The 15,715-nt window shown below is 59.2% G+C and carries 13 protein-coding genes and 1 pseudogene; 5 read left to right on the top strand and 9 right to left on the bottom strand.

The genetic code is table 11. The annotated features are described in order from the left end of the window. Nucleotides 1-6: 6 nt before the first annotated feature. On the bottom strand, nt 7-1,275 hold the full coding sequence (gene preA / locus F3J08_RS08465; RefSeq protein WP_166929291.1) for an NAD-dependent dihydropyrimidine dehydrogenase subunit PreA: 1,269 nt from the start codon (nt 1,273-1,275) through the stop codon (nt 7-9). Between the two features lie 2 nt (nt 1,276-1,277). Next, complete coding sequence (locus F3J08_RS08460; protein ID WP_166929289.1) at nt 1,278-2,648, bottom strand: NAD(P)-dependent oxidoreductase; 1,371 nt, start codon at nt 2,646-2,648, stop codon at nt 1,278-1,280. Nucleotides 2,649-3,023: 375 nt separating this feature from the next. Here F3J08_RS08460 and F3J08_RS08455 point away from each other — a divergent pair, with 375 nt between their 5' ends. The 5 genes from F3J08_RS08455 to purU all read left to right on the top strand — a co-directional run bounded on the left by F3J08_RS08455 (nt 3,024) and on the right by purU (nt 9,702). Then, a complete protein-coding gene (locus F3J08_RS08455; protein WP_166929287.1) occupies nt 3,024-3,719 on the top strand; it encodes an aspartate/glutamate racemase family protein in 696 nt (231 codons plus the stop codon). A gap of 287 nt (nt 3,720-4,006) precedes the next feature. Then, entirely contained in the window at nt 4,007-6,169 is a 2,163-nt protein-coding gene (locus F3J08_RS17170) for a TonB-dependent receptor plug domain-containing protein (RefSeq protein WP_240149227.1), read from the top strand. Between the two features lie 18 nt (nt 6,170-6,187). Further along, the gene (locus F3J08_RS17165; RefSeq protein ID WP_370458701.1) at nt 6,188-7,360 is read left to right on the top strand and encodes a TonB-dependent receptor domain-containing protein; all 1,173 of its coding nucleotides are present in this window, start codon (nt 6,188-6,190) and stop codon (nt 7,358-7,360) included. A 143-nt stretch (nt 7,361-7,503) separates the two neighbouring features. Then, on the top strand, nt 7,504-8,619 hold the full coding sequence (locus F3J08_RS08445) for a metallophosphoesterase (RefSeq protein WP_205206836.1): 1,116 nt from the start codon (nt 7,504-7,506) through the stop codon (nt 8,617-8,619). Nucleotides 8,620-8,817: 198 nt separating this feature from the next. After that, a complete protein-coding gene (purU, locus tag F3J08_RS08440) occupies nt 8,818-9,702 on the top strand; it encodes a formyltetrahydrofolate deformylase (protein WP_023978189.1) in 885 nt (294 codons plus the stop codon). Between the two features lie 78 nt (nt 9,703-9,780). On the opposite strand, the gene F3J08_RS08435 is transcribed toward purU, so the two are convergent. The 7 genes and pseudogenes from F3J08_RS08435 to F3J08_RS08410 all read right to left on the bottom strand — a co-directional run bounded on the left by F3J08_RS08435 (nt 9,781) and on the right by F3J08_RS08410 (nt 15,712). After that, nucleotides 9,781-10,662, bottom strand: a complete 882-nt coding sequence (locus F3J08_RS08435; RefSeq protein WP_166929514.1) for a methylenetetrahydrofolate reductase — start codon at nt 10,660-10,662, stop codon at nt 9,781-9,783. Nucleotides 10,663-10,687: 25 nt separating this feature from the next. Next, nucleotides 10,688-11,089 carry a flavin reductase family protein gene (locus tag F3J08_RS17160; RefSeq protein ID WP_370458692.1) on the bottom strand — a complete coding sequence of 134 codons (402 nt, stop codon included), beginning with the start codon at nt 11,087-11,089 and terminating at the stop codon, nt 10,688-10,690. A gap of 22 nt (nt 11,090-11,111) precedes the next feature. Beyond that, nucleotides 11,112-11,240 (bottom strand): annotated as a pseudogene (locus F3J08_RS17540) (hypothetical protein); the annotation flags it as partial. Between the two features lie 134 nt (nt 11,241-11,374). Further along, nucleotides 11,375-12,406, bottom strand: coding sequence for a methionine synthase (locus F3J08_RS08425; RefSeq protein WP_166929283.1), 1,032 nt, complete (start codon nt 12,404-12,406; stop codon nt 11,375-11,377). A 96-nt stretch (nt 12,407-12,502) separates the two neighbouring features. After that, nucleotides 12,503-13,459, bottom strand: coding sequence for a DUF1852 domain-containing protein (locus tag F3J08_RS08420; RefSeq protein WP_166929281.1), 957 nt, complete (start codon nt 13,457-13,459; stop codon nt 12,503-12,505). A 210-nt stretch (nt 13,460-13,669) separates the two neighbouring features. After that, the gene (locus tag F3J08_RS08415; protein ID WP_166929279.1) at nt 13,670-14,548 is read right to left on the bottom strand and encodes a LysR family transcriptional regulator; all 879 of its coding nucleotides are present in this window, start codon (nt 14,546-14,548) and stop codon (nt 13,670-13,672) included. A 270-nt stretch (nt 14,549-14,818) separates the two neighbouring features. Then, on the bottom strand, nt 14,819-15,712 hold the full coding sequence (locus F3J08_RS08410) for an SDR family oxidoreductase (protein WP_166929277.1): 894 nt from the start codon (nt 15,710-15,712) through the stop codon (nt 14,819-14,821). Between the last annotated feature and the right edge of the window lie 3 nt (nt 15,713-15,715).

The raw sequence follows: 15,715 nt of genomic DNA, 5'->3' as shown, positions 1-15,715 counted from the left end.
ATCCTTTCAGGCGGAGAGACGATGCGGATTGGAGGGATGGTCGAGCCAAGTCATCTCGCCGTCAACAGGCTGCGGTATCATGGTGATGCAATCATCCACCGGGCAGACATGGGCGCAGAGATTGCAGCCCACACATTCGTCCACGATCACGCTGTATTCGCGACGGTTCGGCCCGGTGCTTTTGGCGATGGCCTGATGCGAGGTGTCCTCACAGGCGATATGGCACAGTCCACACCCCACACAGCTTTCCTGATCGATTTGCGCGATGGTGCGGAACTTCATGTTGAGCTGGTTCCAGGGCACGAAGCGCGACACGGCCCGCCCGCTCAGATCGGGCAGGGTCGCGTAATCCTTGCTGTCCATCCAGTTCGAGAGCCCGTCGATCATGTCCTCGACGATACGGAATCCGTAATGCATGGCCGCCGTGCAAACCTGAAGCGCACTCGACCCCATGGCGAGGAATTCGGCGGAGTCCCGCCAGTTGCTGATGCCCCCCATGCCCGAGATGGGTATTCCCGCCATTTCGGGATCGCGGGCAATCTCGCCAATCATGCGCAGGGCGATGGGCTTGACCGCCGGGCCGCAATAGCCGCCATGCGTGCCCTTGCCCCCCACGACCGGCATGGGGGCCATGGCGTCCAGATCGACTCCGATGACCGACTGGATGGTGTTGATGAGCGACACCGCATCGGCTCCGCCACGACGGGCAGCGCGTGCGGGCATGAGGATATTGGTGACATTGGGGGTCAGTTTGACGATGACCGGCATGCGCGTGTTCTGCTTGCACCAGCGCGTGACCATCTCGACATATTCAGGCACCTGCCCCACGGCAGAGCCCATATTGCGCTCGGACATGCCATGCGGACAGCCGAAATTCAGCTCGATTCCGTCCGCCCCCGTTTCCTCGATAAGCGGCAGAATGGCCTTCCAGCGATGCTCCTCGCACGGCACCATAAGGCTGACGATGAGCGCCCGGTCCGGGAAATCACGCTTCACGCGCTTGATCTCGGCAATGTTGGTCGCCAGCGGCCTGTCGGAAATCAGCTCGATATTATTGAGCCCCATAAGACGCTTGCCCTCGAACTGAAGGGCGCCGTAACGCGAGCTGAGATTGACTACCGGCGGGTCTTCTCCGAGCGTTTTCCACACCACGCCGCCCCATCCCGCTTCATAGGCGCGACGGACATTATATTCCTTGTCGGTGGGTGGGGCTGAGGCCAGCCAGAACGGGTTGGGTGAGGTGATGCCGGCAAAACTGGTGCGCAGATCGGCCATGATCAGAGAGCTCCTGTGCAGGAGAGGGAAAGATCGTCAGGGGTCAGGTCGCAGTGAATGGCCTGTGCCGCCTCGCGCCCGTCGCGTACGGCAGCCACGGTGAGATCTTCACCTGCCGTGCAGTCGCCGCCAGCATAGACGCCAGCCAGTGTGGTGCGGCCTTTTTCGTCCACTACCAGGCGGCCATTCTCGATCAGGATCTGATCCTGCAAAACCGGGTCAGGAACAAAAACCTGTCCGATGGCCTTGAGCACCATATCTGCGGCAATCGTGAAGTCGACGGGGGGTGCAGTGGGGCCTGTCGACGCCTCTGCGGCTGCGTCAGTGCGTCTGAATGTCACGCCGGTGAGGGCCCCATTGTCGAATTCCAGCCGGGTTGGTGCGGCCCAGAGCCGGAGCGTGACCCCGTTGGTCTGCGCCCACTCGCGCTCGACTTCGGTGGCCGACATGGTGGGCTCACCCCGACGATAAACCAGCGTGACTTCTTCGGCGCCGAGGCGTTTCGCCTGTACGGCGGCGTCGATGGCCGTGTTGCCTCCACCGATCACGACAACACGGCGCCCGACCTGCACCGAGGCCAGCGGGTGGGAGCGCAGATGTTCGATGAATGCCACGGCATCCTTGACGCCAGGCATGGTCTCGCCGGGGAGGCCAAGGGCCCGCACGCCGGACAGGCCGATTGCCAGAAAGACGGCGTCGTAATCCTGTCGCAACGTGGCGAGGTGGATCGTTTCGCCCAGAATGGCCCGTCCCTGATAATGAATGCCGCCGATTGCCATCAGGAAATCGATTTCCTTCTGGGCAAAATCATCCGCCAGCTTGTAGGCGGCAACACCATATTCATTCAGGCCGCCCGCCTTTTCGTGCCGGTCGAACAGCGTTACCTCATGACCGTGCATGGCCAGACGATGAGCACAGGCGAGACCTGCAGGACCCGCGCCCACGATAGCGATATGTCGCCCCGTCGGGGTGGCGCGTGTGAAAGGGTGGGTGTCCTGGGCCATCTGCCAGTCTGTGGCGTAGCGCTGCAGGGCGCCGATGCGAACAGGTTTATGGGTTTCGATGGCGGTGTGCACACATTTCTGTTCGCACAGGATCTCGGTCGGGCAGACGCGGGCGCAAGAGCCTCCGAGGATGTTTGATTGCAGGATGGTCCTGGCCGCACCGGCCGTGTTCCGCGAGGCAATGGCCTTGATGAAGCGCGGAATGTCGATATCGGTCGGACAGGCCTCGATACAGGGCGCGTCATAACAATAGAAACATCGATCGGCTTCCAGCGCTGCCTGTTCGGGGGTCAGTCCCGGATGGGCATCCGCGAAATTTCGCGCCAGAATATCTTGGGGCAGGCGACCACAGGCAATATCAGGGCGCATGGGAGAATCCGGTTCTGTTTGTTCCGTAAAACGAACGTTACGGTCGGGATGATGCGCGCTGCAAGTAAAATCTGACCATATGTTCAGATATCTGACACCCGAGGCTTTCTGCCTGATCCCGTTGCGAAGCGCGGCGGTCAGAACAGCGGGGGCAAGGAAACATGTCGCACACCTGTCTGTTCCGATGTCGATACATAATCCGTGCTAGCAAGGGGGATGCCGGGGGAAGTGTGTCGCTTGCGCGATGCCGTAACGGCAAAGAAGTGGAACATTTTTGCATCTGGCCCAGAAAGCGTTACCGGATTGGAACGCCCCTTCTGCTGACGCTATAGGGTGAAGCGCTGGTCACGACAAAGCAAAGAGTGGGGATACACGATGAGAATGATCGGGCTTCTGGGCGGTATGAGCTGGGAGAGCTCGGCCATGTATTATCGTCTGCTCAATGAAGGTGTGCGTGACAGGCTTGGTCCAGCCTCGTCTGCACGCTGTCTTTTGTGGTCATTCGACTTCGCCGAGATCAAGGATCTCCAGCATCGTGGCGCATGGGATGTTCTGACCGAGCGTCTGATTGAGGCCGCGCGTCATCTGGAAAAGGCGGGAGCGGATGATCTGGTTATCTGTACGAACACCATGCACTGCGTGGCGGATGCGGTGCAGGCGCAACTATCGATTCCCATCCTGCATATCGCTGACGCCACCGGCGAACAGATCAGGCAAAGCGGCTTTCGCCGCATCGGGCTGTTGGGCACGCGCTTTACCATGGAGCAGGATTTCTACAGGAAGCGACTGACCGAGCGTTATGGTCTGGAGGTGATCATTCCCGACGAACGGGACCGCATGGACGTGCATCGTATCATCTATGACGAGCTCGTGGCCGGGCAGATCAGCCCGTCATCCCGCGCGCTTTATCGCGCCATCATGGCCCGCCTTGTCGCTTCGGGTGCTGAGGCGATCATTCTGGGATGCACGGAAATCATGCTGCTTGTCGGGGCTGAGGATTGCACGGTGCCGCTTTTCGATACGACAGCCCTGCATGTTCAGGCCACCCTCGAAAAGGCGCTGGCTGACTGACAGGACGACCAGACACGCAGAGGAGCGCATTACTTCCTGATCCGGGTCGCCAAGCGTTATCAGCGCGTTATCGCCCAATCGCATGGTTATTCACATGTCAGATGGGATTTCTACCGTTGTTTGATGGGTGTTGACTGTCATCGCAGCGCGAGCAGTAACGCTATGTTGCGAAAAAACAACGATCGCAACCAATTTTCGTTATCGTTTCGTTATAGATACCAAACCGGAAAAATTTCCTTACGGTGTGTATCGTTAATTTTACGAAACATATTGACGGGAGTCTCACGATGGTGCGCCGGGTAACATTGCCTTATCGTCACAGGGGCTTGCGGCAGAGCACATTGATGGTTGCCCTGTTCTGCACAGTGTTTGCTGCGCCGGCAGAGGGCCTTGCCCAGACCATCGCTCAGGGGGCGGGGACCGCGCACAAGAAGACCACCGCGCGTCGATCATCTCACGCAACGAAGAAACCGGCTCATGCAACGGCCAGGGCAACGCCCTCGAAGGTGGGCGTGGCGGCAGGGAGCGCCGGTGGCAGCGCTGCGGTAACCGGTGCAGGCACGGCACCGCAAAACGGCGCGTCGAGTGCTGCCGCCCAGCCTGCCCTGCCTTTCTCAAGTGGCGTGGAAACGGCGGATTCCTCGCCGCAGAAAGAGACCATCATCGTCACCGGCACGCGCCTGTCACAATCGCGCCTGACGAATGTCATGGCAGGATCGACCTTGGGTGGGGAGCAGATCCGACGCCGAGGATATTACGACCTTGGCACGGCCCTGCTTCGTGAAAATCCGGCAATCAGCCAGGGTGGGAATTCCACCATCGGTAACCAGGGCAGCTTCGGGGCTGGTCAGTCCTTTATCGGCCTCCTCAATCTGGGCGCCCAGCGTACGCTGACCCTGATCGATGGCATGCGTATGGGCGGTGGCGCGACGGCCTCGATCTATGGTGCTGGCTCGGGCTCGCAGGTGGATGTGAGCACGATTCCGACCTCGCTCATCAAGGGTATCGATACGCGCCTTGGCGGCGCGGGCGCGGCCTATGGTGCCGACGCCGTGGCGGGCGTGATGAACTATACGCTCGATGACCGATTCACCGGTGTCGATTTCAATGCCCAGGGCAACTGGTCGCAAAAGCTCGATGCACCGGGTGAGAAGCTGACCTTCAAGGCGGGCCGCAATTTCGACCACGACAAGGGCGGCATGGTCTTTGATGTGGAGTACCGCAACCAGGGCGGTATGGTCGCCAATGACCGGCCTGATGTGTTCGGGCGTGACGCGGTGCTTTATCATCGCGTGCCACTCGGGCAGAGCTCGCCCTATACCTATGTATTGGGCGCTGGCTCACGGTTCATCCAGAACTCCGTGACCGGTATTCCCATGATCACCGGTGATTATGGGAATCTCCCGGTCTATGCGGGGTCTGCTGGAGCCGCGCTGGCCGGTCAGGCTAATAACGCCGTGGCCAATGCCGCCAATATGCCGCTCATGTTCAGCCAGAATGGCCAGTCGCTCATTCCGCTTCAGGCGAATGCCTATCTCAAGGGAGACACCACGCACGGTATCGGCGGGAATGGTATCGCCCTGCAGGACTACAATCAGCTGATCGCCCCCAATGACAAGCTGAACCTGACGCTGCTCGGGCATTACGACATTACCCGGCACATCCATGCCACGTGGCAGGGCTGGTATGCCCGTGGCAGCGCCGAAAGCCAGGTGGGTCAGGGCACATGGAGCACAACCCAGTTCGACAATCCCCTGACGCTCAATACGGCTGGCCCGATGAGCAGCAGCTATTACACCAACGATGTCGTCAATGGCGCCTATGCGCTGAGCACGAGCAATCCCTATCTGACCAGCGCCGAGCAGCAGACGATAAAGAATGCCCTCGCTGCCAATGGCCAGCCGACAGACACCTTCTATCTGAACCGTCTGAATCAGGACCTCGACGCGGGCCTCTATCGCACGAAGGTGCAGATGTACCGCTTCCAGGGCGGCCTTGCCGGTGATTTCAATGCAGTGGGGCGCAAGTTCGACTGGAAAGTGCGCGGTGAATACACGCGCTACATGAATGATACCTGGACGCCCTCCATCGTCATTCCCAACCTCGTCAATGCCCTCAATGCCGTGCGTGATTCCAGCGGCAATATCGTATGCGCTTCGGGCTATCAGAATGCGCCCATCGCCACGCGCAGTTCGACCTGCGAGCCGCTCAATCCTTTCGGCTATAACCAGATGACGCCGGGCGCACGTGACTATGTCATTTCAGATGCCCATTCACGTAACAACAATACCCAGCGCGATATCCAGGCCGAACTGAGTTCAACGGTGTTTCGCCTGCCCGCAGGCGATATCCGGTGGGATCTCGGCTATGAGCATCGCCGCGAAGGGTATCATTTCGATCCGGGCGCGTTCTTCCGTGGCTGGCCGCAGGGTGATGGCACGTATCAGTAATACGGCAACAGCACGGCTATTCCGCCCACGGGTGGCGCGTATCATACGCATGAAGCGTTCGGCGAGCTGGACGTGCCTTTCGTCTCGCCGGCCATGAACGTGCCAGGTATCTATAACCTGTCAGCCACAGCCAATGGTCGCTTCATCAATAACAGCATGACCGGCAATTACTGGACCTACATGTTCGGCGGTGCCTGGTGGCCGACCGAGGATTTCGGCCTGAGCGGCAATTATGCCCAGTCAGTGCGTAATCCCTCCGTGACGGAACTGTTTTCGCCCCGCTCCACCGATTACGAAACAGGCGTTGATCCGTGCTCCGACGCAGGCATTGGTTCCGGCCCCAACCCGGCCATTCGTGCGGCAAACTGCGCCAAGGCAGGCATCACCCAACCCTTCACCTCCAACTTCAATTTCTACACTATTCCGGGCAGCGCAGGCGGCAATAGCAACCTCAAGAATGAAACCTCAAAGAGCTATACGGGCAGCCTCGAATTCCGGCCGCATTTCGTGCGTGGCCTCGACATGAAGGCGTCTTTTGTAGACGTGAAGGTGAAAAACGCCATCACCTCTCTGGGCGCGCAGGATCTGATGAATGCCTGCTATGACTCGTCCAGCTACCCGTCCAATGCCTTCTGCAATACCTTCACACGTGACTCCTCCGGTCAGCTCTCGACCTTCAGCGCAGGCTATTACAATATTGCCAGCTATGAGACGCAGGCTTTGCAGGCAACCTTCGACTACTACGCTCCCCTGTCGCGTTTCGGGCTGGGTGACGGTGCCGGTGAAATCGATCTGAGCGGCAACTACGTTCACTATCTCAAGAGCCAGAACACCTATCTGGGCAGCACCTATTTCCTCTCGGGAACGACAGACGCACCCAATGACAACTTCACGCTCAACCTGAACTACATGCGCGGTCCGTTCTCGGCCCAGTGGCAGACGCTCTGGTATGGGCCGACCCAGTACGCGGTGCAGGTACCGGCCACGCGTTATCAGGATAACAAGCGTCCTTCATTCGCCTATTTCAATCTCTCCCTGGCGTATGAAATAACCAAGAATCTTGCCGCTAATTTCGTCATCAACAACATCACCGATGCCCTGCCGAAAGACCCGGGCATCTATGATACCAACCGTTATTACGAGGCCTTTATCGGGCGCAGCTTCCAGCTCAATATCGGCGTGCATTTCTGATGCAACCGCACCCCTCTGCAAAAGCAGAGGGGTTTTTCAACGCGCCTTTCCCGATGGTCCTAAAAGTAGCGCGGCACAGGGAAAACCGTTTGCCTTGCAGGAGCGTTGCCTGTTACGGCCTCATTTTCAGGATCATCTGTCTCTTGCGCCCATTCATTTTCGGTACGCTTTTCGTCGTTGTCATTCTGAACTGGCTCTGGCCGCTTCCTCTGGCACTTCCCGTCAAACTGGTTGCGATCATCCTGATCGTTGGAGCGGCGCTCTTTCACCAGTGGAGCCGCCTTTCTTCCGGCTCTGTCTTTGCGCCGGAAATGCCGCGCCCTGTGGTCATCCTGTTCAACTGGGCGTTCGGCGCCCTGATGTTCGTGACCGTCGGGCAAATCATGGTCGATATTGTCGCGGCTCTGGTGGCATTGGTGCAGTGGCATGGCATCGTGATCGGTACGACCCCGCGCGTCGCAATCGGTGGGCTGGCCGCCTTGCTGTCGGCGCTGGGAGTGTGGAATGCCGTGCGTGTACCGCCGGTCAGGCATGAGACAGTCAGCATCGCGGGGCTCGACCCTGCTTTTGACGGCTATCGCATTGCCCAGCTGACCGACCTGCACATCACCCGAGTTTTCCCGCGTCGCTGGGCCGAGGAGGTGGTGTCACGCACCAATGCCATCGGTGCAGATCTGATCGTCGTGACCGGGGATTTTATCGATGGATCGGTAGCCATGCGTCGCGACGACGTTGCACCGCTCGCGCAGCTTGTGGCCCCTGACGGGCTGATGGCCTGTCCGGGTAACCATGAATATTTTTTCGATTATCGCGAGTGGATGCAGCATATCGGCACGCTTGGCTTTCACATGCTGCTCAACACGCATCGACTCATCACCCGCGACGGGGCGTCGCTGGTGTTTGCGGGTGTGACAGATCACTCCGCAGCCGGTCATGGTGAGGCCAGGCCCGATCTGGCGGCGGCGCTGGCAGGACGTCCTGAAGGCGCGCCTGTCATTCTGCTCGATCATCAGCCCGGCGGCGCGCGTCAGGCGGCTACTCAGGGCGTGGCGCTTCAGCTTTCGGGCCATACGCATGGCGGGATGATCTATGGTCTGGACCGCATGGTGGCGCGTGGCAATAACGGTTTTGTTTCCCGCCGCTACGAAATTGGTGCCATGACGCTTTACGTGAGCAACGGCACCGGTATCTGGCCCGGCTTCGCACTCCGCCTTGGCAGACCGTCCGAAATTACCTGCTTTCACCTCAAATCAGCCTGACCGCTGGCGCGAAAAGGGCAGGGCGCGTCACAGTCTAGCAGGCTATGGCTTGCTGTAGGCACGGTCGCATGAAGCTGCTACGTCCCGCCGGGATAAAGGCGGTTGTGATAAACCGTGCGGCCGGTCAGGGTGCAGGCTGGGGATATCATGCCTCGGCGATGAATCAGCGACATGCCGGCGATGGACAGGGGGAAGAGGATGGGCCGTTATTGCGTTACGGTAACGTGCGAGGCACGTCGTGGAATTGTGGCTGTAATCTCGGGTTATCTCGCGGGAAAAGACTGCAATATCCGCGATAGCTCACAGTTTGACGACGTCGAATCGAACCGCTTTTTCATGCGGACCAGTTTTCTGGCCGAGGCGAATACGAGCCTTGAGGAATTGCAGCGCGATTTCGCCCCGATCGCCGCGCAATACGGCATGACCGCCACCTTCCATGACGAAAATGAGCGGCTGAATGTCGTGATCATGGTGTCACGGTTCGGCCATTGCCTGAACGATCTGCTCTATCGCACCCGTATCGGGGCCCTGCCAATCAATATCGTTGCGGTAATTTCCAATCATCTGGATTTTCAGAAGCTGGTGGTCAACCACGACATACCCTTCCATTACATCCGGGTGACGAAGGAAAACAAACCCGAGGCCGAAGCGCAGCAGCTTGCCATCATTCGCGACAGCGGGGCGCAGCTTGTGGTGCTGGCGCGCTATATGCAGGTTCTGTCTGATGAGATGTGTCAGGCCCTGTCAGGGCGCACGATCAACATCCATCACTCCTTCCTGCCCAGTTTCAAGGGCGCTCATCCCTACCATCAGGCTCATGCGCGTGGCGTCAAGCTGATCGGTGCGACCGCGCATTATGTCACGGCGGAACTCGATGAGGGGCCGATTATCGAGCAGGACATCATTCGCGTATCGCACAACCAGTCACCTGAAGACTACGTCACGCTGGGACGTGATGTGGAAAGTCAGGTGCTGGCACGCGCAATCCATGCCCATGCTCACAGACGTGTGTTTCTCAACGGCCGCAGCACGGTGGTCTTTCCCGCAAGCCCGGGATCCTTTGCCTCGTCACGTAACGGCTGAGCCAGACAGCGCCCCTGTTGCACGGGATCGCTGTCAGCAGCGATCACCGGGCGATGGTCATGGCGGTTCTGGGATCCATCACCCTTTGCCGATGCGCTGGCCAATCCAGTCCATGGTGCGCCCGAGATTACCGAACGGGTAGAAATGCAGGCTGACCGGGCCATGCGCGTCGGCCAGCTGCTCTTCAAGCTGCGTGATCAGCTGGTCCGGTCCGGCGCTTCCCAGTAACTTGCCAAGCGATATGCCATATCGGGAAAGTACGGAAGCAGAGGCGCCTACCCCGCAGCGTGCGGCAAAACGCAGCAGGGAGGCGATCGACGCAGGTCCCGGAACGCCTATTCTGACGTGGCATGTGATCCCACGTTCACGCAGGCGAATGAGCCATGTCGTGATGGCCTGAGCATCGAAGCCGAATTGCGTGACAATTTCCGGCGTCATGCCCCGTGCCTCGATATCGCGGCATTTATGCTGCAACACCGTCCAGCCTTGTTCAGGCGTCATGAGGGGATGGCCTTCCGGATATCCCCCGACACCGACAACCCTGATCCCAGCCTCCTCGAACAGGCCGGTTGCCAGCAGGGCAGCGCTGTCGGCAAAAGGGCCTGCAGGCTCGGACGGGTCCCCTGCGACAATAAAGCATCGCTCAATCCCGGCCTCGGTCACCATCTGCGCCAGCAGGGTCTCGCAGGCCGCTTTCGAGGGAAGGCGTCGGGCAGAGAAATGCGGCACAGGGAGCAGACCAAGCGTCCTGATGGTGCCGACGGCCTTCAGACGCGCTGCTTGCGTGTCATTGGCCAGATGAGGGATCATGACAGGTGTGACTGGCCCCAGGGGTGATGCTCCCGATGACATCATGCCTTTCAGGGATGGCAGATCCCTGGTCGTGACCTCGAGCGAAAAGCGCCAGAGCCGATCCGGGTCGTGTGCCCCGTCCGTTTTCCCCGGTGATTGTACCGCCATCACATCCCCCTGCCCGTTATGGGGATCATGCCCTGTGTTGTCGTTCAGGGCTGCATGAATCTGGAGAGGCGATGGATTTGAACTGCCCGGCATGATGCAGGAGCGGGCGTGCGGCCTTGTCATGGGCCATGCTGCATACCTGACCGATCAGTATGACATGATCTCCCGTCGTTACCTGCTGCACGAGATCCGTTGTGAAGACCGCCCCTGCGCCTTTCAGAACCGGCAAGCCGTCGCACGGCTCGAACAGATCCTGCAATGTGTCGTTGCGTCGTCCCGCAAAATGCATGGCATGGGCCTCCATATCCTGCGCGAGGACACTGACGGCAAACCGACCAGCATGGCGGACCCGCGCCAGAAGAGTGGAACGCGTACCAACACAGACACCAATCAGGGGGGGGGTCGAGCGAGACCGACATGAAAGCACTGACCATCATGCCGTGATCGCCCTCCTCTGTGCGTGTCGTCACAACCGTGACGCCGGTCGCGAACTGCCCACAGCAGGCGCGCAGGGCTTTTGGATCGAGGCTGTTTTGGGCCTTGATGTCAGGACTGTGCTTCAGGGGGGCTTCTGTCATGATCTCTGCCGAATCTTCGTTTAATGAACGCGGAAAATGCGGCCCTGCCGCCATTGGGGCCGAATCCTGAAAAACAGGCCGGTCAGCTTTTGCGGCCAACCGGCATCGTCTCGCTCATTGTCGAGAGGGTGGGATCAGGCGCAGGTCAGCTCGCGACGGACGATCTCGGCACCGGCGGCGAGAGCCTGAAGTTTGCCTCTGGCCACGTTGCGTGAAAGGGGCGCCATGCCGCAATTCGTGCAGGGGCAGAGATTTTCGGCATCAACAAACTGGAGCGCCTTGCGCAGGGTATCCGCAACTTCTTCCGGGGTTTCGATGCGGTTGCTTGCGACATCGATGGCTCCGACCATCACCTTCTTGCCACGCAGCAATTCGATCAGTTCCATCGGCACATGGGAGTTCTGGCACTCCAGCGACACGAGATCGATGTTCGAGGCCTGCAGCTTCGGGAAGGTGCGCTCGTACTGGCGCCATTCATGGCCCAGCGTCTTTTTCCAGTCTGTATTGGCCTTGATGCCATAGCCGTAGCAGATATGGACGGCGGTCTGGCATTTCAGCCCTTCTATGGCGCGCTCCAGCGTGGCAATGCCCCAGTCATTGACCTCGTCGAAAAACACGTTGAAGGCTGGCTCATCGAACTGGATGATATCCACACCGGCCTGCTCCAGCTCACGGGCTTCGGCATTGAGAATGGCGGCAAATTCCCAGGCCAGTTTCTCGCGGCTTTTGTAGTGCGCGTCATACAGCGTGTCGATCATGGTCATGGGGCCAGGCAGTGCCCATTTGATTGGCGCCTTGGTCTGCTGACGCAGGAATTTTGCATCCTCGACAAAAACCGGCTTCTCACGCGCGACCGCGCTCACGACCGTGGGTACGCTGGCTTCGTAGCGGTTGCGAATGGTGACGGTCTCGCGCTTCTCGAAATCGACACCGGCGAGATGCTCGATGAAGGTGGTTACAAAATGCTGGCGTGTCTGCTCGCCGTCGCTGACGATATCGACGCCTGCCACCTGCTGCTCAAGCAGCGAGACGCGAAGCGCATCCTGTTTGGCCTCAACCAGAGCCTCGCCGTCCATTTTCCAGGGGGACCAGAGCTTTTCGGGCTCGGCAAGCCATGAGGGCTTTGGCAGGCTGCCAGCAGTCGCAGTGGGGAGAAGCTTCTTCATGAAATATGACTCTTCGCAGGGGGGGGGGCAGAGGGATAGCCCGCAGGGGCGGCATAGTGATGCAGAATGAAGGGCTCAGGCGGCGTAGCGGCTGGATCATTGCTCGAGAAGGGTTTTGTGCGGCGCAATGAAATGCTCGCCTGCAAATCGTCCCTGCTCGATGGCGAGGCGCGTGCGCTCCTCGCGGTCATAGACCACACGGGTGTTGGAATAATCGTTCTGGCGCAGGCTGGGCTTGTAGCGTGAGGCGGCAGCCGAGTTCGCGTTGTAGATTTCCGGGCGATAGATACGCTGGAAAGTCTCCATCGTGCTGATCGTGCTGATCAGTTCGAGAGGCGTATAATCATTGAGCAGATCGCCAGAGAAATAGAAGGCGAGGGGCGCGACGCATCCGGGCGGCATGAAATAGCGCACCTGCATCCCCATCTTGCCAAAATAGCTTTCGGTCAGTGAGGTCTCGTTTGGTGTGTATTCCACGCCCAGCACGGGATGCGCATTGGTGGTGCGGGTATAGATCTTGTTTTCAGAAACGCTCAGGCAGATCACGGGAGGCTTCGTGAAATGGGCCGTGTAGACCTCCGAGGCGATGAAAGCCTTGAAGATCCTGCCATGCAGAACGCCGAAATCATCGGGAACGGAAAAACCGTCACGTCCGCGATTATGCTCGGGCAGGAGTACGCTGAAATCATAGTCGCGCACATAGGATGAGAAATTATTGCCTACGATGCCCTCGATGCGCTTGCCACTGGTCCGGTCGATGATCGTGGTCCTGAGAAGCTCGATGGCAGGAAAGCTCTCACCGGACCCGGTGATATCCATATCGATGGAGACGATATCGAGTTCGAGCGCATAGCGATGACCCTCAGGGTTGTCCCATCGAGCGAGATCGTTGAAGCGATGATCGATCATGTGCAGCGCCGCCCGCAGGTTTTCCTGACGGGATTCACCTCTCGCGAGATTGGCGAAATTGGTGGTCAGCCGCGTACCGGGAGCCGGCGCATAGTTTTCGTCAAACCGGAGGCTTTTGACCTTGAAGGTGAAATCACGGGTCATGATGGGCGGGTATCCTCTGCTGGAACCTGTTTTCCGCGCCACGTTGAGAGTGCCGCCGCGCGGTGCGAGCGAGGCCCGTTTATCTGGCGTGACCCATCATGAAGACAAATGATTATAATTCGTCATAACATGACAATCTGTCATGTTTTTCCTCGTCGTGTCAGAAAGACACGCGGGATGCTGTAGGCCCGGCGCCGTTGATCATCGGCGTCATGAGTCGATTTTGACACTGGCTGCCAGTTTGATGAATCCGTCCAGATATGGGGGTGCCGTACCCGTGCGGTGGCCCAGATGGATGGATTTGAGAATTCCGTTACCGATCCTGACTCCTTTCACCCCTTTCACCTTGCGTAGCAGCCAGTCCGGTGTGGCGCTGACAGCCCGTCCGGATGCCACGAGGCGCAGCATCAGATCTGTGGTTTCCACCGTGCGGTGCCGCCGCGGCAGGGCATGGGCCGGGACGAGGAATTGCGTGTAGATATCAAGCCGCTCGCGCGAGACGGGATAGGTGATCAGTGTCTCGGTTGTGAGGTCAGAAGGCTCGATATGGTGTTTTTGCGCCAGAGGGTGCGTGTCGGACACGGCCAGTACGAGCTCGTAGTCGAAGACGGGCGTGAAGGTGAGCTCTGGGCGCGCCATCGGATCGGGCGTGACGAGAATATCGATTTCGTGGCCGAGCAGAGCCGTCAGGCCGCCAAACTGAAAGGCGGTCGTGACGTCGAGTTCGACATCAGGCCACGCAGCAAGAAAGGGATCGACCACCTGCATCAGCCAGTCCTGGCAGGGGTGACATTCCATACCGATACGGATTGAGCCCCGCCGACCGCGCGCATAATCTTCCAGCACACCGGCACCATGCTCAAGCTGCGGCAGGACGCGCTGGGCGAGTCCGAGCAGATAGTCTCCGGCGAGGGTAAAGCGCAATTTGTGGCCTTCGCGCTCGAAGAGCTTGACGCTGTATCGGTCCTCGAAACGGCGGATGGCATGACTGACGGCAGACTGGGTCAGGCATAATTGTTCTGCCGCCTGTGTCAGGCTGCCGGTGCGATGGATTTCACGCAAAATGGCCAGCGGCTGAATGTCGATCATGATCCATGAATATCCGTCAGGTTTCCCTCATCTGTGATGAATTTCAGGCAGGAATCAAGCAGATGGTCTGGCATGATCACGGTCCGGGAGCGCGACCGGCGTCTCTCTGGCCCCGGCACGCCGCTCCGGCTTTTGCGCCCCGGTGACGCAGCCGGCCTCGTACGTTCGGCAGGGAAATGGCGGTTTTCGTCGCAGTGAGCGCGGTGAGTGGTCAAAAACAAGCTGGCGCAGCCCTTATGGGATACGCCAGCAAGGTCACGATCTGCCGACTTACGCCGCCTGAGGGTTGATATTGTCGATGTCACTCAGCAAGCTGGCCCCAATGGGCTGCCAGCCAAGGCGTTGCTGTGTCTTCTGACTCGAGGCCGTCATGTCCTTGCTAACGAAGCCATATAACCAGCCGAAATGGGCCATTGCCTCATCCTCGCTCAGTCCGGTGACGGGCAAGCCGAGAGTTTGCCCGATCCTTTCCGCAATGGCGCGTACCGACACACCTTCTTCTGCCGTTGCGTGATAGCGTGCGCCGTGGGCCTGCTTTTCAAGCGCCAGACGATAGAGTGTGACGGTGGCCGAAACAGGGGCTGCCGACCAGCGATAATCCGTGTCCGCAATATAGGCGGAACGCCCTGTCTCGCGGGCGAGCTGGATCAGGAATGTCACGAGGCCCTGACGCGCCGTATCGTGAATTTGCGACAGACGCACCAGCGAGACATTCCGGCCGCGATCAATCATCCCCTGCGCTGCGATTTCCGAAATAACCCGTGGATTTTTGTGCTGGGCGTTGAAGACATCCTCATCCGCGCACGCGCCGGGACGAGCTTCGCCGAACAGCGTTGTGGAGGTGATTACGAAGGGGTGGTTCGAACCCTCAAGCGCCTCACCGATGGCGTCGATAGCGCGTCGGTCTTTCTCGCAATTGGCAAGATAATGCGCGAAGTCATGGTCGAACGCGGTATGGATAACGCCGTCGCTTCCTGCCGCTCCTGCGCGCAGGCTGGCGAGATCCTCAAGATCGCCGTGCAGCGCTTCTGCACCTGCGGCCTGGAGCCTTTGCGCGCCAGCCGTCGAGCGTGTCAGGCCGAGCACCTGATGGCCTGCTCCAATAAGTTCTGCAACGAGTTTGGCGCCGATAAAACCGTTCGCCCCGGTCAGAAAAACGCGCATGAT

Origin of the sequence: Asaia sp. As-1742 (genome assembly GCF_011753235.1) — a bacterium.
GTDB classification, from domain to species: Bacteria; Pseudomonadota; Alphaproteobacteria; order Acetobacterales; family Acetobacteraceae; genus Asaia; species Asaia bogorensis_B.
This window is presented reverse-complemented; position numbering and strand designations above follow the sequence as displayed.